The 19,475-nt window shown below is 37.0% G+C and carries 19 protein-coding genes and 1 pseudogene; 16 read left to right on the top strand and 4 right to left on the bottom strand.

What is annotated here, in order from left to right:
- Positions 1-852 (top strand): annotated as a pseudogene (locus tag FH036_RS14950) (peptigoglycan-binding protein LysM); the annotation flags it as partial.
- A gap of 179 nt (positions 853-1,031) precedes the next feature.
- On the top strand, positions 1,032-1,676 hold the full coding sequence (locus tag FH036_RS14945) for a YhcN/YlaJ family sporulation lipoprotein (RefSeq protein ID WP_001093528.1): 645 nt from the start codon (positions 1,032-1,034) through the stop codon (positions 1,674-1,676).
- Positions 1,677-1,708: 32 nt separating this feature from the next.
- Here FH036_RS14945 and FH036_RS14940 read toward each other — a convergent pair whose 3' ends face one another.
- On the bottom strand, positions 1,709-2,143 hold the full coding sequence (locus FH036_RS14940) for a hypothetical protein (protein ID WP_014893501.1): 435 nt from the start codon (positions 2,141-2,143) through the stop codon (positions 1,709-1,711).
- Between the two features lie 445 nt (positions 2,144-2,588).
- Between FH036_RS14940 and FH036_RS14935 the strand changes: the two genes are divergently transcribed.
- From FH036_RS14935 to FH036_RS14925, 3 genes are all read left to right on the top strand, one after another.
- A complete protein-coding gene (locus FH036_RS14935; protein WP_000426918.1) occupies positions 2,589-2,909 on the top strand; it encodes an ArsR/SmtB family transcription factor in 321 nt (106 codons plus the stop codon).
- Between the two features lie 67 nt (positions 2,910-2,976).
- Positions 2,977-3,906 carry a DMT family transporter gene (locus FH036_RS14930; protein ID WP_000723577.1) on the top strand — a complete coding sequence of 310 codons (930 nt, stop codon included), beginning with the start codon at positions 2,977-2,979 and terminating at the stop codon, positions 3,904-3,906.
- A 120-nt stretch (positions 3,907-4,026) separates the two neighbouring features.
- Positions 4,027-4,557: a BofC C-terminal domain-containing protein gene (locus tag FH036_RS14925; protein WP_139895921.1), complete on the top strand. Its 531-nt coding sequence runs from the start codon at positions 4,027-4,029 to the stop codon at positions 4,555-4,557.
- 13 nt (positions 4,558-4,570) lie between these two features.
- Here the strand turns inward: FH036_RS14925 and FH036_RS14920 are convergent, their stop codons facing one another.
- Entirely contained in the window at positions 4,571-5,515 is a 945-nt protein-coding gene (locus FH036_RS14920) for an iron-hydroxamate ABC transporter substrate-binding protein (RefSeq protein WP_139895919.1), read from the bottom strand.
- Positions 5,516-5,702: 187 nt separating this feature from the next.
- Here FH036_RS14920 and ruvA point away from each other — a divergent pair, with 187 nt between their 5' ends.
- The 6 genes from ruvA to yajC are packed head-to-tail and all read left to right on the top strand — an operon-like array spanning position 5,703 to position 10,036.
- Positions 5,703-6,320 (top strand): Holliday junction DNA helicase RuvA, encoded by a 618-nt coding sequence (gene ruvA / locus FH036_RS14915; RefSeq protein ID WP_000464508.1) that lies wholly within the window; start codon positions 5,703-5,705, stop codon positions 6,318-6,320.
- A gap of 5 nt (positions 6,321-6,325) precedes the next feature.
- Entirely contained in the window at positions 6,326-7,327 is a 1,002-nt protein-coding gene (ruvB, locus tag FH036_RS14910; RefSeq protein ID WP_000344458.1) for a Holliday junction branch migration DNA helicase RuvB, read from the top strand.
- Positions 7,324-7,524, top strand: coding sequence for a DUF2905 domain-containing protein (locus FH036_RS14905; protein ID WP_098903519.1), 201 nt, complete (start codon positions 7,324-7,326; stop codon positions 7,522-7,524). Before ruvB ends, FH036_RS14905 begins: the two co-directional genes overlap by 4 nt.
- 19 nt (positions 7,525-7,543) lie before the next feature.
- Positions 7,544-8,596: a tRNA preQ1(34) S-adenosylmethionine ribosyltransferase-isomerase QueA gene (gene queA / locus FH036_RS14900; protein WP_000354031.1), complete on the top strand. Its 1,053-nt coding sequence runs from the start codon at positions 7,544-7,546 to the stop codon at positions 8,594-8,596.
- A gap of 12 nt (positions 8,597-8,608) precedes the next feature.
- Entirely contained in the window at positions 8,609-9,748 is a 1,140-nt protein-coding gene (gene tgt / locus FH036_RS14895; protein WP_000125362.1) for a tRNA guanosine(34) transglycosylase Tgt, read from the top strand.
- Positions 9,749-9,775: 27 nt separating this feature from the next.
- Entirely contained in the window at positions 9,776-10,036 is a 261-nt protein-coding gene (gene yajC / locus FH036_RS14890; protein ID WP_001068066.1) for a preprotein translocase subunit YajC, read from the top strand.
- A gap of 37 nt (positions 10,037-10,073) precedes the next feature.
- On the opposite strand, the gene FH036_RS14885 is transcribed toward yajC, so the two are convergent.
- A complete protein-coding gene (locus FH036_RS14885; RefSeq protein WP_000509530.1) occupies positions 10,074-10,457 on the bottom strand; it encodes a TIGR04086 family membrane protein in 384 nt (127 codons plus the stop codon).
- A gap of 102 nt (positions 10,458-10,559) precedes the next feature.
- On the opposite strand from FH036_RS14885, the gene FH036_RS14880 reads away from it, so the two are divergent.
- Positions 10,560-11,207: a DUF421 domain-containing protein gene (locus tag FH036_RS14880; RefSeq protein WP_044793745.1), complete on the top strand. Its 648-nt coding sequence runs from the start codon at positions 10,560-10,562 to the stop codon at positions 11,205-11,207.
- A 29-nt stretch (positions 11,208-11,236) separates the two neighbouring features.
- On the opposite strand, the gene spoVB is transcribed toward FH036_RS14880, so the two are convergent.
- Positions 11,237-12,796, bottom strand: a complete 1,560-nt coding sequence (spoVB, locus tag FH036_RS14875; RefSeq protein WP_139895918.1) for a stage V sporulation protein B — start codon at positions 12,794-12,796, stop codon at positions 11,237-11,239.
- Positions 12,797-12,968: 172 nt separating this feature from the next.
- On the opposite strand from spoVB, the gene FH036_RS14870 reads away from it, so the two are divergent.
- The 4 genes from FH036_RS14870 to recJ all read left to right on the top strand — a co-directional run bounded on the left by FH036_RS14870 (position 12,969) and on the right by recJ (position 19,429).
- Positions 12,969-13,253: a post-transcriptional regulator gene (locus FH036_RS14870; protein WP_000886977.1), complete on the top strand. Its 285-nt coding sequence runs from the start codon at positions 12,969-12,971 to the stop codon at positions 13,251-13,253.
- Between the two features lie 270 nt (positions 13,254-13,523).
- The gene (gene secDF / locus FH036_RS14865; RefSeq protein ID WP_001119060.1) at positions 13,524-15,788 is read left to right on the top strand and encodes a protein translocase subunit SecDF; all 2,265 of its coding nucleotides are present in this window, start codon (positions 13,524-13,526) and stop codon (positions 15,786-15,788) included.
- A 306-nt stretch (positions 15,789-16,094) separates the two neighbouring features.
- On the top strand, positions 16,095-16,988 hold the full coding sequence (locus FH036_RS14860) for a cation diffusion facilitator family transporter (RefSeq protein ID WP_014481757.1): 894 nt from the start codon (positions 16,095-16,097) through the stop codon (positions 16,986-16,988).
- Between the two features lie 101 nt (positions 16,989-17,089).
- Positions 17,090-19,429, top strand: coding sequence for a single-stranded-DNA-specific exonuclease RecJ (recJ, locus tag FH036_RS14855; protein WP_139895916.1), 2,340 nt, complete (start codon positions 17,090-17,092; stop codon positions 19,427-19,429).
- Positions 19,430-19,475 lie beyond the last annotated feature (46 nt).

Here is a 19,475-nt window from a genome sequence, read left to right as displayed (position 1 = left end):
TCACCGCAAGTAAAGAAAGAAAATGTAGGAAACATAGTGTCACCGCAAGTAAAGAAAGAAAATGTAGGAAACATAGTGTCGCCGCAAGTAAAGAAAGAAAATGTAGGAAACATAGTATCACCACAAGTAAAGAAAGAAAATGTAGGAAATATAGTGTCACCAAATGTATCGAAAGAAAATGTAGTTATTCCGCAAGTAAAACCACCAAATATTCAAGTGCCAAACATCATGCCAATCATGGATAATAATCAGCCACCAAACATCATGCCAATTATGGATAATAATCAGCCACCAAACATCATGCCAATTATGGATAATAATCAGCCACCAAACATGATGCCAATCATGGATAACAATCAGCCGCCAAACATGATGCCAATTATGGATAATAATCAGCCACCAAACATGATGCCAATTATCGATAACAATCAAATGCCAAATATGATGCCAATCATGGATAACAATCAACCGCCGAATATGATGCCATATCAAATGCCGTACCAACAGCCTATGATGCCGCCGAATCCGTATTATCAACAACAAAATCCATATCAAATGCCATATCAGCAAGGAGCACCGTTTGGACCGCAATATACGTCTATGCCAAATCCAAATATGATGCCGATAGATAATAATATGCCGCCGCTCGTGCAAGGAGAGGAAGATTGTGGATGCGGAGGAGAGAGTAGGCTATATAGTCCGCAACCTGGAGGGCCACAATACGCGAATCCTTTATATTATCAACCAACTCAATCAGCATATGCACCACAGCCAGGAACGATGTATTATCAACCAGATCCGCCAAATGTATTTGGGGAGCCAGTTTCAGAAGAAGAGGATGAAGAAGTTTAAAAAAGGTGGGATTATTCCCACCTTTTTTGTATGTAGATTCATTCCGGAAACGAAAGATTTACACCAAATGTTAGAAAATCCCCAGTGAAATATTAACAGTGTAAAAACCTTCTCTGTTACTCATCATAAGAGGGAGCTTTTCAGAAGAGAAGCTCATTCTAACAGAGGGGGTTTTTGTATTGAATACGAAAGTAAAAGTGATTGCTGCTTCTTTGTTAGTTACTAGTGCATTAGCTGCATGTGGTACACCAAAAGATAACAATGCAATGGATGGACGTAACTACAATTACGAGCGTACATCTTATAATGATACACACCAGTATCGTGATAATGTGGCGCGTAACGATCGTTATACAGACTATGTGACATATAGAAATGGTCGTAACGATACAGGATACAACTATTACCGTGATGTAAATTACAACGGTCAAATTGCTAATCCGCATCCAACACGTAATATTACAATGAACAATTCATACATTAACAATGATGGTAAAACTGCAGAAAGAATTACGAATCGTGTGAAACGTATGAATAACGTAGACCGCGTGTCTACAGTTGTATATGGAAACGATGTAGCGATTGCAGTAAAACCACGTAACACGGTGACAAATGAAACGGCGATGGCGAACGAAATTCGTCAAGCTGTTGCAAATGAAGTTGGAAACAGAAACGTATATGTTTCTGTAAGAAATGACATGTTTACTCGTGTCGATGCAATGAGTACACGCTTGCGTAACGGTACAGTTACAAACGATTTTAATCGTGACATAGTAAATATGTTCCGAGACATTCGTTACGGTTTAACTGGTACAGTGCGATAGCAAAATAAAAGAGGAAGGATAGCCCTTCCTCTTTATTCATCGTTGTCTTGTAAACGACGCTTTTTTATAAAATAACTAACGGAGTAAGAGACTAAAAAGCATATGAAGAGAATGCTACCTGTTAAAATAGCTTCAAAGAGAGGTCTTTCTGGACTGAAAATAATATAAATAATAGCCATAATAATTCCAACGATAAGGGAGCGAAAGACAAGTTTATAGTAAGGAGTTAATTGGATATCCTTTTCGCTTTCTTCTACATCAATTGAAACGCTTAACTGTAAATAACTAAGCACAATACTCGTAAGAATAAATAATAGCCATAATGGAGATTTCGTAATTTGATCTAGTCCTTTAGTGAATCCGATATAGCCTAAAATTCCAATTATACCAAGTGATTGAAAAAGAAAGGCAATACGTATATTTTTTAATGTTTGCAGAATGAGACGTTCATCTTTTATTTTTTTCACAATATCCATCTCCTGTTTATGATGATTTCGCTGTTACGTTAATTGTAACATATATATTGCATTTATCAATTTATAATTTACATATAATTTGTTTGGATGAAAGAGGAAATAAAATTTTTTTATAAACGTGTTGCACTTATACGTTATTAATGTTATATTAGCAAAGCGATGAGCTAATTTACGTAAGACGAGAGATATGCTTAAGTGCTAAACACGCGAATGTGGTCGCCTGGTCTCTCGCCGTAAACGCATCAAGACGCCTGCTTTGCAGGCGTCTTTCATTTTATATGAATGTAATGGGAAGAATGGAGAAATCCAAGCTTCCCTTTTTTATTGGAATAAAAGTCGGAAAATAAAGTTATTTACAAGTATATATGAAAGAGTTACTATTTAATGGTAATATATTACATGTTTTTTATATATAAAAGGTTGGGATGAATAGGATATGGAGAATTTTGAATGTAGAAATACAGAAGTTGTATTAGAGAAATTTCAGGTCGTAACACCTATATTTCAGGCGTTGGGGGATGAGAATCGTCAGCAAATTATTATGCTATTGTTAGAAAACAAACAGATGAATGTAACGCAAATAACAGATAAAATGGGGATTTCTAGACCAGCTGTTTCACACCATTTAAAAATTTTAAAACAAGCAGAACTAATTGTAGCGGATCGACATGGAAAAGAAATTTTTTATTCTATAATAGCCGGAGAATTTTTAAAACAGGTGAAGGATTTACTTCAAGCAATAGAATCGAATTATTAATTTTTTTTAACTAACAAGTAAATAAGTTTAAACTTTTAAACTTATTTACTTGAAAGGGGTAATAAAAATGAAAAAAATAAATCGTATGTATGTCATTATGTTACTTGTTCCTTTATTTTGGGGTGGCTCTTTTGCAACAGCAGAGCATGTTATTACTGAAATTCCACCGATTACTGCGGCAACAATTCGTTTTGGCTTAGCAGGTTGTATTTTAATAGGCATAGTTTTTATGAAATCTGAATGGAATACAAGTTTGTTATTAAAGAATTGGAAAGGGCTGTTATTTGTATCATTAACAGGTATTTTTGGCTATAATGTTTTTTTCTTTATGGGACTTAACTATACTTCTACTCTGAATGGCTCGCTTATTATTGCTACAATGCCCGTTTTTGTAACCTTAGGAGCAATATTATTTTTTAAAGAGTCTTGGAGTATAAAAGTCGGAATAAGTTTAATGTTGTCCCTTATCGGTGTCATAGTTGTGATTACGAGTGGTTCAATGAATACACTTATGTCTTTGTCATTTAATAAGGGAGATCTTTTATTTATAGCTGCTTTAATCTGTGGGGTGTTATATAGTTTAACAGGAAAAAAAGTTATGAGTGGTGTCTCCCCTTTGTTAACTACAATGAGTATGACGGTATTAGGTACTGTGTTTTTAGCGGGCCTTTCTCTATATGAAGATGGATGGGGAAAGGTTGGGGCGTTTTCTTTACAGGGATGGATAGAAATGTTGTATATGGTCATATGCGGGACGTTAATTGGATATATCGTGTTTAATAAAGGAGTAGAAGAGCTAGGTGCAAGCAAAGCGAGTATGTATTTAAATCTAACTCCTATTGTAGCTACTTGTATATCAGTTGTCCTATATGGAGCAGCTGTTACGTGGCAACAAATAGTTGGAATGGCAATCGTATTAATTGGAGTCTATATAGCGACGGTACAATCCAATAAAGATATAAAAAAGCTTTCAAGTAATCAATATGTTTCGAAATAGGTAGAAATCATTGGACTCTATAAGTCTTAATGAGAGTAATCTATGAATTAGGGATAAAACCCCCATTTCCGGAAAAACTACTAATGAAAGTATGATCTTGCCTAAAAGAGGTGAACGGAAATGAAATGGATACTGATTGCGATGCAAGCTTTCGTTATGATGTTTTGTTTCGTTTATGGAACGAATGCGAAGGCGGAAGGGCCAGTACCAGAAGTAACAGAGAAAGACCCTCAAGTTACAATTTTATTAGAGCGAATGTATGTTGATGGAGAAGTAAGTGAGGAAATCTTTACAGAAAAAGTAGCAGACTTAGAAAAGTTTTTACAGCAGTATAAAGAATGGCAGCTCGTTGATCGTGATGATGTACAAATCGTATTACAAAAGAAAGTTGACGATATTTCTCCGTTATTAAAAACGAGCGGTTATTTTGGAGTGTCAGAGGAAGGGATATTACAAATTTTCAAAGGTGTACCGAAAAGTGATAATGCGATTCATTCCTTCTTTCAAATTGATATGAAAAAGCTTGAGAGTTATGAGCGCGCGAAATTGAAGCGTGGTATTCGCATTAAATCAAAAGAAGGTTTTGTGAGGACGATTGAAAAAATGAAACAATATGCAGTGCAAAATAAGAAAAAAAGCAGCTCATGGTGAGCTGCTTTTTTTCTTATTTATTTTTATCTAAAATTTGTTTTGCGATTTCATCGATTAGCATATCTTTTCCGATTGGATTGAAAGCTTTCGTATTGAAGATTTCGTTTGATACTTCATATACATGATTGTTTTTCACAGCTTTATTGTCTTTCCAAACGGCACTGTTTTTGTAGTCTTCGTAAACTTTATCAGCTTCGCCGCCAAAGTTTACAACGAACATTTGATCAGGTTGGAATGCAACAAGACCTTCTAGCGATACTTGCGCCATCGTTTGTTTTAAATCTGTACCTTTTGTTGCTGGAAGTTTTAAGTCGTTAAAGATGATGTCACCGTACCCGAAGCTACCGTATACACGGAAGTTTTGTGGTGTAACTGCGATGAACATAAAGCTCTCATCTTTTGTTTTCTCTTTAATCTTTTTAGATAAAGAGTCGGCTTTTTTATCGTAGTCTGCAATCCATTTGTCGGCTTTCTTTTCTTCGTCAAATAGTTTACCTACTTCTTTAAACTTACCGCGCCAGTCTTCTAAGTTTGTTTCTAGAACAACTGTCGGTGCTACTTTTTCTAGTTGATCATAAATTTTTAATTGACGATTGTTCAAAATAATTAAGTCTGGTTTTAAAGCAGTAACAGCTTCTAAATCAACTTTAGGTGCCCAATACCAACCTACTGCTTTTACTCCGTCTAGCTTTTCTGTCAAATGCTTTTGGATTTTATCTTTATATGTATTTGCTGTACCAACAGGTTTGTGTCCAAGAAGTAATAATTCTTCTGTTGAACCAGATAAATCAACAATTCTCTTTGGATTTACTGGAATTGTAGCTTCCCCTTTAGCGTGTTTTACAACTTTTGTTTTCGGTTGTTCTTTTGCTTTTGATTCTTCTTTTTGAGAAGAACAGCCAACGATAGAAAGAACAACTAGCATAATAGTAAATAAAATAAATAGCTTCTGTTTCATCCTGATGTAACCCCTTTAATTAGTATTGATAATCATTATCGACTTCTGTATATTAATGTGCTTTAACCTTTCTGTCAATGAAAATAACAGAAGTTTCAAATAGAGAACATTTGTTGGGGCAGTCTCGCTTTTCTATCATTAAATATGTTAAAATGGAATACATGATTTAAGAGGGAGAGATTGTATTTTGTTTGAATATGTTACAGGTTACGTGGAGTATGTAGGACCGGAATATGTCGTAATTGATCATAATGGAATTGGTTATCAAATTTTCACACCGAATCCGTATGTATTTCAAAGAAGTAAGCAAGAAATCCGTGTCTATACATATCATTATGTGAGAGAAGATATTATGGCGCTTTACGGGTTTAAAACACGTGAAGAGCGTTTATTATTTACAAAGTTGTTAGGTGTGTCTGGTATTGGACCAAAAGGCGCTCTTGCAATATTAGCTTCTGGTCAAACAGGACAGGTCGTTCAAGCGATTGAACATGAGGACGAGAAGTTTTTAGTGAAGTTCCCGGGCGTAGGAAAGAAAACAGCGCGCCAAATGATTTTAGATTTAAAAGGAAAACTAGCAGACGTTGTACCAGATGCATTTGTTGATTTATTCTCAGACGAAGAACGTTTTGATGAGAAGAAAGGTTCGTCAGCTGAGCTTGATGAGGCGCTGGAAGCTCTGCGCGCACTTGGATACGCGGAACGAGAAGTTTCTCGCGTTGTACCAGAGTTATTAAAAGAATCATTAACGACGGATCAGTATATTAAAAAGGCACTTAGTCTTTTACTAAATGGTAAGAGGTGAGTATAATGGACGAACGTCTCCTTTCAGGGGAATCTGCATATGAAGATGCGGATTTAGAATATTCATTACGGCCACAGACGCTCCGTCAGTATATTGGCCAAGATAAAGCGAAACATAATTTAGAAGTGTTTATTGAAGCGGCGAAAATGCGTGAAGAAACGTTAGATCACGTGCTTTTATATGGACCACCAGGACTTGGTAAAACGACGCTTGCGAATATTATTGCCAATGAAATGGGCGTAAATGTTAGAACAACTTCAGGTCCAGCAATCGAAAGGCCAGGAGATTTAGCAGCTGTATTAACATCGCTTCAACCAGGGGATGTATTATTTATTGATGAAATTCATCGTTTGCATAGATCAATTGAAGAAGTACTATATCCTGCGATGGAAGATTTTTGCCTTGATATTGTCATTGGAAAAGGACCGTCAGCAAGGTCTGTACGTTTAGATTTACCGCCATTTACATTAGTTGGAGCAACGACGCGTGCAGGTGCATTATCAGCGCCGCTTCGTGACCGTTTCGGTGTACTTTCAAGATTAGAGTATTACACAGTAGATCAGCTTTCTGCGATTGTGGAACGTACAGGAGAAGTATTTGAAGTTGAAATTGATTCGTTAGCTGCACTAGAAATTGCAAGACGTGCTCGTGGTACACCTCGTATTGCGAATCGTTTATTACGACGTGTACGAGATTTCGCACAAGTTCGTGGTAACGGAACAGTTACGATGGAAATTACACAAATGGCGTTAGAACTACTGCAAGTAGATAAATTAGGTCTAGATCATATTGACCATAAATTATTGCTTGGTATTATTGAGAAATTCCGCGGTGGCCCAGTTGGATTAGAAACGGTTTCGGCAACGATTGGAGAAGAATCTCATACGATTGAAGATGTGTATGAGCCGTATTTATTACAAATTGGCTTTTTACAACGAACGCCAAGGGGTCGAATTGTAACGCCACTTGCATATGAGCATTTCGGAATGGAGATGCCAGAAGTATGACGGAGATGCCAAAATTGCTTATTATAGCAGGGATCTTACTTATCGTTGTTGGCTTAGCTTGGAAGTTCATTGGAAGGCTTCCAGGCGATATTTTTGTGAAAAAAGGAAACGTTACCTTTTATTTTCCTATCATTACATGTATTGTGTTAAGTATTGTATTATCTTTTATTATGTATATAATAAATCGATTCAAATAAGAAATAGGTGGATATAGTTATGGATATTAATCTGTTTGATTTTCATTTACCAGAAGAACTTATTGCACAAGTCCCATTAGAAGAGCGTGAAACATCAAGATTAATGGTGTTAGACCGCGAAACAGGGGATATTGAGCATAAACATTTTACGGACATTCTTTCTTACTTACATGAGGGGGATTGCTTAGTTTTAAATGAAACGAAAGTAATGCCTGCTCGTCTGCACGGTGTGAAAGAAGATACAGGCGCACACATTGAAGTACTTCTTTTAAAACAAGAAGAAGGCGATAAGTGGGAGACGCTTGTTAAGCCAGCGAAACGTGTAAAAGAAGGAACTGTTATCTCTTTTGGCGAAGGAAAATTAAAAGCAACTTGCACAGGAACTGCAGATCAAGGTGGACGGCAGCTTGAATTTTCATATGACGGCATCTTCTATGAAATTTTAGATGAACTTGGAGAAATGCCACTTCCTCCATATATTAAAGAGACGCTAGAAGATCGCGATCGCTATCAAACAGTATATGCGAAAGAAATCGGTTCAGCAGCAGCGCCGACTGCAGGACTTCATTTTACAGAAGAGTTACTGGAAAAGTTAAAACAAAAAGGCGTTGAGTTAGCATTTATTACACTTCACGTAGGGCTTGGAACATTTAGACCAGTTTCTGCTGATACGATTGAAGAGCACCATATGCACGCAGAATATTACCATATGTCTGAAGAGACGGCGGCATTATTAAACCGTGTAAGAGAGAATGGTGGACGTATTATTACGGTAGGTACGACTTCAACTCGTACGTTAGAAACAATTGCGACAGATCATGACGGCAAGCTTTGTGCTGCTTCTGGCTGGACAGACATTTTTATGTACCCAGGTTACGAATTTAAAGCAATTGATGGTTTAATTACAAACTTCCATTTACCGAAATCAACATTAATTATGCTTGTAAGTGCATTTGCAAACAGAGATAATGTACTTCATGCTTATAATGAAGCAGTAAAAGAAAAATATCGTTTCTTTAGCTTTGGTGATGCAATGTTCGTTGCCTCTCACGCTAAAATGGGAAACAAATAAAAGGAGTAAATTATGACAGCAATTCGTTATGAATTTATTAAAACTTGTAAACAAACAGGTGCCCGTTTAGGACGTGTACATACGCCACACGGTTCATTTGATACACCAACATTTATGCCAGTTGGTACGCTTGCAACAGTTAAGACAATGTCACCAGAAGAATTAAAAGCAATGGATTCTGGCATTATTTTAAGTAATACGTATCATTTATGGCTACGTCCAGGTCACGAAATCATTCGTGAAGCAGGCGGTTTGCATAAATTTATGAACTGGGATCGTGCAATCTTAACGGACTCTGGTGGTTTCCAAGTATTCAGTTTAAGTGACTTCCGTCGCATTGAAGAGGAAGGCGTTCATTTCCGTAACCACTTAAATGGAGATAAATTATTCTTATCACCAGAAAAAGCGATGGAAATTCAAAATGCATTAGGTTCAGATATTATGATGGCATTTGATGAGTGTCCACCATTCCCAGCTACTTTTGAATATATGAAGAAATCTGTAGAGCGTACAAGCCGCTGGGCAGAGCGTTGCTTAAAAGCACATGAACGTCCACAAGATCAAGGTTTATTCGGTATTGTACAGGGTGGGGAGTTCGAAGAGCTTCGTCGCCAAAGTGCAAAAGACCTTGTTTCAATGGACTTCCCTGGTTACGCGGTAGGTGGTTTATCTGTAGGTGAGCCGAAAGATATTATGAACCGTGTACTTGAGTTTACAACACCACTTCTTCCAGATAATAAGCCACGTTACTTAATGGGAGTAGGTTCTCCTGACTCGTTAATCGATGGTGCAATTCGTGGTATTGATATGTTTGACTGCGTACTTCCAACTCGTATCGCTCGAAATGGTACATGTATGACAAGTGAAGGCCGTCTAGTTGTCAAAAATGCGAAATTCGCAAGAGATTTCGGTCCGCTTGATCCAAACTGTGATTGCTATACATGTAAAAATTACTCTCGTGCGTACATTCGTCACTTAATGAAATGTGATGAAACGTTCGGAATTCGTTTAACGTCTTATCACAACCTTCATTTTCTGTTAAACTTAATGGAGCAGGTGAGACAAGCTATTCGTGAAGACCGTCTTGGCGATTTCCGCGAAGAATTCTTTGAACAGTATGGCTTTAATAAACCGAATGCTAAAAACTTCTAATACATAATTTAAAAGGAGGAACAAAAGATGAATCCAGGTATGATGAATATCGTTATGATCGTTGCGATGTTTGCGATTTTCTATTTCTTATTAATTCGCCCGCAACAAAAACGTCAAAAAGCAGTTGCTCAAATGCAAAGTGAGTTAAAAAAAGGTGATGCTATCGTAACAATCGGTGGCTTACACGGTACAATTGAATCAGTAGATGAGACGAAAATCGTTATTAAATCTGGTGGTTCACACTTAACTTTCGATCGTAATGCGATTCGTGAAGTTGTGAAAAACTAATGAGGAAGGCCCTGCATGAAATGTGCAGGGCCTTTTTTTAGTTATTTTGTTTGGACATATTTACACCGAAAATGCCACCAAGTGTACTCGCGCCCATTAATGCTAATTGGTAAAGTAACTGCGAGTTCGATAAAGTTTGAGAGAAGCCTAAATAGTTAACTAGAAAAACAAGTATAGTGAATGTAAGTCCTGTTGTGAAGCCTACTAGCCAACCTTTCCCTTGTGCTTTTTTGCCGGCAGTAAACCCGGATATAAGCATAGATAAAAGTGCTAGTATAAAAATAGTAACAGCTAATGTTCCTTCATTCATATCTGTAAATTTTAATAAAAGAGCCATAATCATGCTAGTAACTGTTGCGAGAATTAATAGGATAACGATACCGAAGCCGATTGCAGTTGATAATTTTTTCGTTCCACCCATTTATACATTCCCCCTTTTTAATACAAGCATATTTTCCTTTTGCCTAAGTTAGACTATTTTCTTTTTTATAGGGGAGTCTATATGTAAAAAGGAGATGTAGAAATGGAATGGCTATCAGTAATTGGCCGGACGATGCTGCTGTATATTATCATCTTAATTATCTTTCGTCTTATGGGTAAACGTGAAATAGGAGAATTAAGTGTATTAGATTTAGTCGTATTCATTATGCTTGGTGAAATGGCTGTAGTCGCAATTGAAAATACGGATAAATCACTTTGGCATCAATTAGTCCCGATGGTCTTTCTTATGTGTATACAGATCATTTTGTCTGTCATTTCTTTAAAGTTTCAACGATTTCGGCATTTAATAGAAGGCGAACCAGCAATCATTATTAATGCTGGAAAAATTGATGAAAAAAAGATGAGAAACCAGCGATATAATATAGATGATTTAATGATGCAATTAAGAGAGCAGGGAGTCGGAGATATTAGGGATGTAGAATACGCTATTTTAGAACCATCTGGGAAGTTATCTGTCTTTCAAAAACAAAAAGGTGGGCAGGACGCATTGCAGTTTACTCTTCCCCTTATTATCGATGGAGAAATTCAATCTAGCCATTTGCAAATGATTGAACATACAGACGAGTGGCTTGTTGAAAAATTAAAAAACTTAGGCTATAACGATGTAACACAAATTTTATACTGTAGTTTTCAAAATGGGAAATTTTTTGTTGATTTGAAAGAAAACTAGAGGCTTACTATATGGAATAGTAAGCCTATTTACTTCAAAAATGAAAGTTTTCGAATGATAGGGAGACGACTTAACTCTTCTTTTCGAATGAGCTTGAAAATGAAGAGGAGCACAATATAAACGAGTGTTGTTAAAGTGATTTCCCATAATGTTTGTACGCCAAGTGAATGAGAGAAAACTATATACTTATGAAGGTAAAAACCGAAGGAGCCTGCGATACCGATGGCAAGTCCGCCAAAAATATAGTCTTTTGCGTAAATGGTAAATGTAATTTTCTTTAAAACAGTAGCATAATGAAGAAATGTTACTGTTACGATATTTGCTGCAATTGCAAGGGCAACCCCCATCATTTGAAACTCTGGCCTTGAGGCTAGTACGAAAATAACAATTAATTTCACGATTGCACCAACAAACGTATTCATCATGGCCGCACGTGCTAAGTTTAAAGCTTGTAAGACAGAGGTAAGTGGACTTTGAAAATAATGAAATAAAAAGCAAGGTGCAAGAAGCTGGATGAACGCTGTTGCACTATCCGATCCATACATAAGAGTTAAAACAGGAGAAGCAAATACGTATAATATAACGACTGACCACCCGCCAGTAATGAGTGAGATTCGAAGAGCTTGTTGTAAGCGGTGTTCTACTAATTTATGTTGTCTTTTTGCCATTGCCTCGCTAATAGATGGAACGAGTGCTGTCGAAAGAGCGTATGTAATAAAGGCTGGTAGTGAAAGAAGCGGGAATGCATACCCGTTTAATATACCGTATTGCTGAGTTGCGACGGAGGCAGCAACGCCGGCAATCGCTAAGCTTTGCATAACGACGATAGGTTCAAAAAAATAGGAAACGGAACCGATTAAACGACTTCCTGTAGTTGGAAGTGCAATATCCATAAGAGAATAAAATGTCCCCTTGCTTTCCTTTACGGTAGTGAAAAATCCAGAGCGTATAGATAAATGTTTTTCACGCTGGAATAAAGTGAGTAAAAATAATAACGATGCCACTTCACCGAGAACGGCTGATAACATAGCACCAGCTGCAGCATATTCTACGCCGTAAGGTAAAAATAATTGAATACATATAGCGATAATTGTAATGCGGACAATTTGTTCTATCACTTGGGCGTAAGCGCTAGGTTTCATATTTTGTTTCCCTTGGAAATAGCCACGTAAAACAGAAGAAACAGCAATAACAGGAACGACAGGCAAAATGGCCATTAATGGATAGTACGTTCGTTCATCAGTTAATAATGTTTTTGCTAAAATAGGTGTGAGGAGCATAATTCCAATTGTTAAAATGATACTAATAACAGATGTAACAGCTAATGATACTGTTAATATTTTTTTAACTTTTTGTTTATCATTCACAGCTTCTGCTTCTGCTACAAATTTTGCGATTGCGACAGGAAGACCGATTTGTGTTAATGTAATTGCTAGAATAAATGTAGGGACGGCCATCATATAAAGGCCAACGCCTTCTTCTCCTAAAATACGTGCCATTACAATACGATTAATAAATCCTAGAATTTTGGTAATAAAGCCGGCTATCATTAAAATAAATGCGCCTTTTAAAAAGCTTTGTCTCGTCATGGTCTTCTCCTACCTTCTCAAAATCAGTGGAATGATTTACAATAATTTATATGCACGTACGAGACAAGAATGACAAGCATTTAAGAGAGTACTCTTGAAAGTAGTTATTGCTGTCCATTAGAGCGGGATTAAAAGCGACTTTTCGTGCTGAAATAAGAAGGAGATGTTATATATGTTAGATAGAGAGGCTTTGGTAGAATCATACCGCGGACAGTTACAAGTCGTTTTAGAAAGTAAAGTAGAAGAGTTCCAAATGTTCGGCTACGACCGAGTAACAGATGATGACATTTGGAAGTTTCTTAAAGTGAAAAAGTGGAAGAAGATAGACGGTGACGTTAGATTGTATGAATTAGTTAATGACGTATTAACAGTAACAGCTAATGAATATATGACGTATTTAACTGTTGAAGCATATCAAGCCCCGCTTTGGTCATTTGATGAATATGAAAATAAATAACCGACTGCAATTGGTTTGTTCTTCCTTTTGCAGTATAATGATAGGTATTGATAATGAGAAAATAATTATGTCTAAGATCATATATAAAGGAGGTAGTGAAGAGAGAAAACAAATAATGAAAGTGTAGGTAATGTGAAAAACTTACTGACACAGCTGGTGAGGAACTAGCAAAATTATAGAAAGGAAGTCTACTAACTAGGCGTATGCACACGTGTGAAGGTGAATCGTAAAAGATTTATTTGAAGTGTTAGTAGCGGAAAGAGGGTACATATGGCAAAGCGTGGTACGAGAATTGCCGCCTTTTTCCTCATCGTTTTATTAATCGGTGGAGTAATTGGTGCGGCAGGAAAAGACATAGCAAAAGGAATTAGTCTAGGACTAGACCTTCGCGGTGGTTTTGAAATTCTGTATGAAGTAAAACCAGCCAAAAAAGGTGATAAAATCGATCGAGATGTACTTGTAAGTACAGTAGGTGCTCTTGAAAATCGTGTCAATGTTCTCGGTGTAAGTGAGCCGAACATTCAAATCGAAGGGCAGGACCGAATTCGTGTACAGCTTGCTGGTGTACAAGATCAGCAAAAAGCACGTGAAATGTTATCAACACAAGCGAAATTAACATTCCGTGATGTAGATGACAATCTTCTTATGGATGGAACGGATTTAAAAGGTGGCGGAGCGAAGCAAACATTTGATGAGCAAGGCCGTGCGAGTGTAGGTCTTACACTAAAAAGCGCTGAAAAATTCCGTGAAGTAACTGAGAAAATTTCAAAAATGCCACCACCAACGAATTTAATGGTAATTTGGCTTGATTTTGAAGAAGGAAAAGATTCGTACAAAGCAGAATCTGCAAAACCGAATCCGAAGTTCTTATCAGCAGCAACAGTAAACCAAGTGTTTAACCAAGCTGAAGTATCTATCGTAGGTGGAAACTTTACAGTTGAAAGCGCGAAACAACTTTCATCTTTATTAAATGCAGGTGCACTTCCTGTTGATTTAAAAGAAATGTATTCAACATCTGTTGGAGCGAAGTTTGGTCAACAAGCGTTAGAGCAAACAATTTTCGCTAGTGCGATTGGTATCGCTCTTATTTTCTTATTTATGCTTGTATTCTACCGTTTACCAGGACTTGTAGCGGTTATTATGTTAGGTTTATACATTTTCGTTACATTACTTGTCTTTAACTGGATGCATGCAGTTCTTACGTTGCCAGGTATTGCGGCGTTAGTGCTCGGGGTAGGTATCGCGGTTGATGCGAATATTATTACGTACGAGAGACTGAAAGAAGAGCTGAAAATTGGTAAGTCAATGATGTCGGCATTCCGTGCTGGTAACCATCGTTCATTAGCAACCATTTTAGATGCGAACATTACAACACTTGCAGCAGCTGGTGTATTATTCGTTTATGGTAATAGCTCTGTAAAAGGGTTCGCAACAAGTTTAATCGTAAGTATTTTAGTCGGTTTTATTACGAACGTATTCGGTACTCGTTTCTTACTAAGTTTACTAGTAAAGAGCCGTTACTTCGATAAAAAACCAGGATACTTTGGTGTGAAGCAAAAGGATATTATTCCATTAACAAAAGGTGTAGTACATCCACCAACGAAATTTGATCGTATTAATTTCGTAAATGTCGGTCATAAATTCCTTATCTTCTCGATTGTAGTTGTAATTGCAGGTGCAATTATTTTGCCAATTTTCAAATTGAATCTTGGTATTGACTTTGCGAGTGGTACACGTATCGACTTGCAATCAAAACAAGCAGTTACTGTGTCTGATGTTCATAAAGATTTTAAAGAGTTGAACATTGATGTGAAGGAAGAAAATATTGTACCGACTGGAGATGACAATAAAGGATTCGCAGTTCGTACATTAGGTGTTCTATCAAAAGATGAAATTGCGAAAACAAAAACATTCTTCCACGATAAATATGGTACAGATCCAAACGTAAGTACAGTTTCACCAACAATCGGGAAAGAAATTGCACGAAATGCATTTATCGCAGTATTAATCGCTTCTGCGGTTATCATTTTATACGTAAGTATTCGATTCCGATTTACGTACGCATTATCTGCAGTACTTGCATTATTACATGATGCGTTCGTTATGATTGTTATATTTAGTATTTTCCAATTAGAGGTAGACTTAACGTTTATCGCTGCGGTATTAACAATCATCGGTTATTCTATTAATGATTCAATCGTTACATTTGATAGAAACCGTGAATTATACAAACAGAAAAAACGAGTTCGCGATATAAAAGACTTAGAAGAAATCGTAAATGCAAGTATTCGCCAAACGCTTGGTCGTTCGATTAACACCGTATTAACAGTGCTATTCCCAGTAATTGCACTGCTTATCTTCGGTAGTGAGTCACTACGTAACTTCTCGTTTGCGTTACTAGTTGGATTAGTTGTAGGTACGTATTCTTCTGTTTTCGTTGCTTCTCAAATTTGGTTAATGCTTGAAAACCGTCGTTTGAAAAAGGGCAAAAACAAGAAAAAGGTTGAGAAAGTAGAATCTGAACCGCAAGTATAGAAAAGATGATGTCTCTTTATGAGGCATCTCTTTTTTCGTTTGTGGATACAATAAGATAGTTACTTTGAAATGATGAAATGGAAGAAAGTGGTGATGATATCGCTATTTTTGTTACAATAAAGTGAAACTTTAATCAGTGGGGGTTTTCTTCATCCCCCACTGATTATTAGCCTTCACCAATCGGACTTTTATGGGCAGCCCGACCCCCACCTAAATTTTTTGCTTTCACTGAATTTTGAGATAGGGGTCTTACTGCCCATTAAAGTGGGATAAAAAGATAGGTTAAGAAAAGAAGGGATTTTAATGATGGAAAAAGATGAACGTTTTAAACAGGCCGAGTTTGGTGCTATTGTCGGGATCGTTGGTAATATTATATTAGCGATTATAAAGGCGGTAATTGGTTATATTGGGAACAGTAAAGCGCTATTAGCAGATGCGGTGCATTCTGCATCAGATGTAATTGGTTCGCTAGCTGTACTGTTTGGGTTACGAGCAGCAAAGCAGCCGCCCGATGAAGATCATCCGTATGGTCATGGTAAAGCGGAATCGATTTCAGCGATTATTGTTGCAGTATTATTATTTATTGTGGGAATCGAGATAGCGATTTCGTCCATAAAAGCTTTTTCGCAGGAACTAGAACCACCGAAAGGGATTACAATTTTTGCTGTCGTTCTTTCAATTATCGTGAAAGAGGGAATGTTTCAATATAAATTCCGATTAGGGAAAAGGGTAAATAGTGATGCAATTATTGCAAATGCATATGAGCACCGTTCAGATGTGTTTTCTTCAATTGCAGCTTTAATCGGTATTTGTGCAGCGATTATTGGTGGTAAGTTCGGGTTAGATTGGCTTGTATATGCCGATCCAATTGCAGGATTATTTGTTTCACTTCTTGTTGCAAAAATGGCATGGAGTATTGGGGCAGAAGCAATTCATGCAACGCTTGATCATGTTCTTCATGAGGAAGATGTTGTTCCGCTTAGAGAAGCAGTACTTCAAATAGATGGTGTGAAAAAAATCGGTTCGTTATATGCGAGGGAGCATGGTCATTACGTTATTGTAGATATTAAAGTTTCTGTAGATCCATATATTACTGTAGAAGAAGGGCATCGCATTGGAAAGCATGTGAAAGAAACGCTTATGCTGCAAGATAACGTACAAAATGTATTTGTACATATAAATCCGTATTCTCCAAATTAAACATTAGTAACATTTTAGTATACAGATATTACATCGTAGTTTGCATGATATTGTCACCCCTTAATCTGTCTTGTATAATGAACAGGTTAAGGGGTGATTTCGTGTTACAACCGAAGACGCGTTGGAAAGAAAAAGAATATAATAGCGAGCGAGTGAGTGAATTAGCAAGTAAATTACAATTATCACCACTTGTCGTTTCGTTATTCCTCGGTAGAGGACTAGATACAGAAGATAAGATTTTAGATTTTTTAAATACAGAAAATCAAGAATTTCATGATCCATTTTTATTAGAAGGAATGGATAGAACGGTAGAACGTGTAAATAAGGCGATTCAAAATGGAGAGCAAATATTAATATTTGGTGACTACGATGCGGACGGAGTAAGTAGTACAACTGTTTTATATATTGCCTTACAAGAATTAGGTGCAGACGTAGAATTTTATATCCCAAACCGTTTTACAGAAGGTTATGGACCGAATGAAGAAGCATTTCGTTGGGCGCATAGCGCAGGATTTTCACTCATTATTACTGTCGATACTGGTATCGCAGCTGTACATGAAGCGAAGGTAGCGAAGGAACTTGGGATAGATCTAATTATTACAGATCACCATGAGCCACCACCAGAATTGCCAGAAGCACTTGCGATTATTCACCCGAAATTAGATGGCGGTGTGTATCCGTTTCACTATTTAGCGGGCGTTGGTGTTGCGTTTAAAGTTGCACATGCACTACTGGGCCGTGTACCAGAACATTTATTAGAAATTGCAGTAATTGGTACGGTAGCCGATTTAGTATCACTTCACGGTGAGAATAGATTGCTAGTGAAGCGCGGTTTAAAACATATGCGCATGACGAAAAATATCGGACTAAAGGCGCTATTTAAAGTTGCTAACGTTTCGCAAAGTGAAATTACAGAAGAGAGCATTGGCTTCTCAATCGCACCTCGTATTAATGCAGTTGGACGTTTAGAAGATGCTACGCCGGCTGTACATCTTTTATTATCAGAGGATCCCGAAGAAGCGAAAGAGCTGGCTGAAGAAATTGATGAGCTGAACAAACTGCGAAAAGATATTGTAAAGCAAATTACAGAAGAAGCTATCGCTGAAGTGGAAACGAATTTCCCTCCTGAAGACAATAAAGTATTAGTGCTTGCAAAAGAAGGATGGAATCCAGGTGTAATTGGAATTGTCGCTTCTAAATTAGTTGAACGTTTTTATCGTCCAACGATTGTATTATGCATTGATCCTGTAAAAGAAACTGCAAAAGGTTCAGCGCGTAGTATTGCAGGATTTGATTTGTTTGCAAACTTGTCAGATTGTAGAGAGTTATTGCCGCACTTCGGAGGACATCCGATGGCAGCGGGAATGACGCTACATATGAATGATGTAGATGAATTACGCCGCCGTTTAAATGAACAAGCAGATACAATTTTAACAGAAGAAGATTTTATTCCAATTACAGCTGTCGATGCTTTTTGCAAAGTGGAGGACGTAACACTTGCAGCAATTGAAGATATGCAAAAGTTAGCGCCATTTGGTGTTGGAAATCCAAAGCCACGTATTGCAGTGAAAGATGCGGAGTTAGAAAGTATTCGTGCAATCGGATCAGATGGTTCTCATTTAAAGATGTCTCTTCGTGATGGACAAGCAACATTGGATACAATTGGATTCGGTTTTGGTGCGTACGCGAAAGAAATTTCTCCAGTTGCAAAAGTCTCTGTAATTGGGGAAGCGTCTATTAATGAATGGAATAATTTTAAGAAGCCGCAATTAATGGTGCAAGATATTGCTGTAGAGGCATGGCAATTATTTGATTGGCGTAGTATGCGTAACGTAGAAGCAAATTTAGCAGAACTTCCGAAAGAAAAAATCACGATGTTGTATTTTTCTAAAGAGGTATTGAATAAATTTTCTTTAGAAGACTATAAAGAGCATATGATGCATGCATCAGAGGTAACCGAGTTAGATGAGCAATACATCGTATTACTTGATTTACCAAAAGGAACAGATGAATTACGAGATCTATTTAAAGTTGGGTTCCCATCGCGAATCTATACGCTATTTTATCAAGAGAATAATCATTTATTTAGCACTGTTCCAACGAGGGATCACTTTAAATGGTACTATTCATTCTTGAGCCAAAAATCACCATTTTCTTTAAGACAATATGGAGAACAACTATGTCAACATAAAGGTTGGTCAAAAGATACAGTAAATTTCATGACACAGGTGTTTTTTGAGTTAGAATTTGTTACAATAAAAGATGGCGTCATTTTTATGGCAGACAAAAAACAAAAGCGTGATTTAATTGAATCGAACACATATTGTGAGAAAATGAACCACTTACAATTAGAAAAAGAATTGGTTTATAGCACATATCAGCAACTATATACATGGTTTGAAACGATTCGTAATCATAAAGAAGTAGAACAGTTAGGGTAAAGGATTTGTATTTACAAACCTTTTAGATCTGAGGAGGATTCAGAAA

This window comes from Bacillus sp. CD3-5 (genome assembly GCF_006349665.1).
GTDB classification, from domain to species: Bacteria; Bacillota; Bacilli; order Bacillales; family Bacillaceae_G; genus Bacillus_A; species Bacillus_A paranthracis.
Note: the sequence above shows the minus strand (reverse complement) of the source record. Positions and strands in the feature narration are given on the sequence as shown.

Coding starts and splice junctions, on each gene's coding strand:
- FH036_RS14905 (WP_098903519.1), top strand. CDS start 7,324: ATGACGGAGATGCCAAAATTGCTTATTATAGCAGGGATCTTACTTATC.
- FH036_RS14930 (WP_000723577.1), top strand. CDS start 2,977: ATGAAAAAAATAAATCGTATGTATGTCATTATGTTACTTGTTCCTTTA.
- tgt (WP_000125362.1), top strand. CDS start 8,609: ATGACAGCAATTCGTTATGAATTTATTAAAACTTGTAAACAAACAGGT.
- FH036_RS14935 (WP_000426918.1), top strand. CDS start 2,589: ATGGAGAATTTTGAATGTAGAAATACAGAAGTTGTATTAGAGAAATTT.
- secDF (WP_001119060.1), top strand. CDS start 13,524: ATGGCAAAGCGTGGTACGAGAATTGCCGCCTTTTTCCTCATCGTTTTA.
- FH036_RS14880 (WP_044793745.1), top strand. CDS start 10,560: ATGGAATGGCTATCAGTAATTGGCCGGACGATGCTGCTGTATATTATC.
- queA (WP_000354031.1), top strand. CDS start 7,544: ATGGATATTAATCTGTTTGATTTTCATTTACCAGAAGAACTTATTGCA.
- FH036_RS14870 (WP_000886977.1), top strand. CDS start 12,969: ATGTTAGATAGAGAGGCTTTGGTAGAATCATACCGCGGACAGTTACAA.
- FH036_RS14925 (WP_139895921.1), top strand. CDS start 4,027: ATGAAATGGATACTGATTGCGATGCAAGCTTTCGTTATGATGTTTTGT.
- yajC (WP_001068066.1), top strand. CDS start 9,776: ATGAATCCAGGTATGATGAATATCGTTATGATCGTTGCGATGTTTGCG.
- spoVB (WP_139895918.1), bottom strand. CDS start 12,796: ATGACGAGACAAAGCTTTTTAAAAGGCGCATTTATTTTAATGATAGCC.
- FH036_RS14920 (WP_139895919.1), bottom strand. CDS start 5,515: ATGAAACAGAAGCTATTTATTTTATTTACTATTATGCTAGTTGTTCTT.
- FH036_RS14860 (WP_014481757.1), top strand. CDS start 16,095: ATGGAAAAAGATGAACGTTTTAAACAGGCCGAGTTTGGTGCTATTGTC.
- FH036_RS14885 (WP_000509530.1), bottom strand. CDS start 10,457: ATGGGTGGAACGAAAAAATTATCAACTGCAATCGGCTTCGGTATCGTT.
- ruvB (WP_000344458.1), top strand. CDS start 6,326: ATGGACGAACGTCTCCTTTCAGGGGAATCTGCATATGAAGATGCGGAT.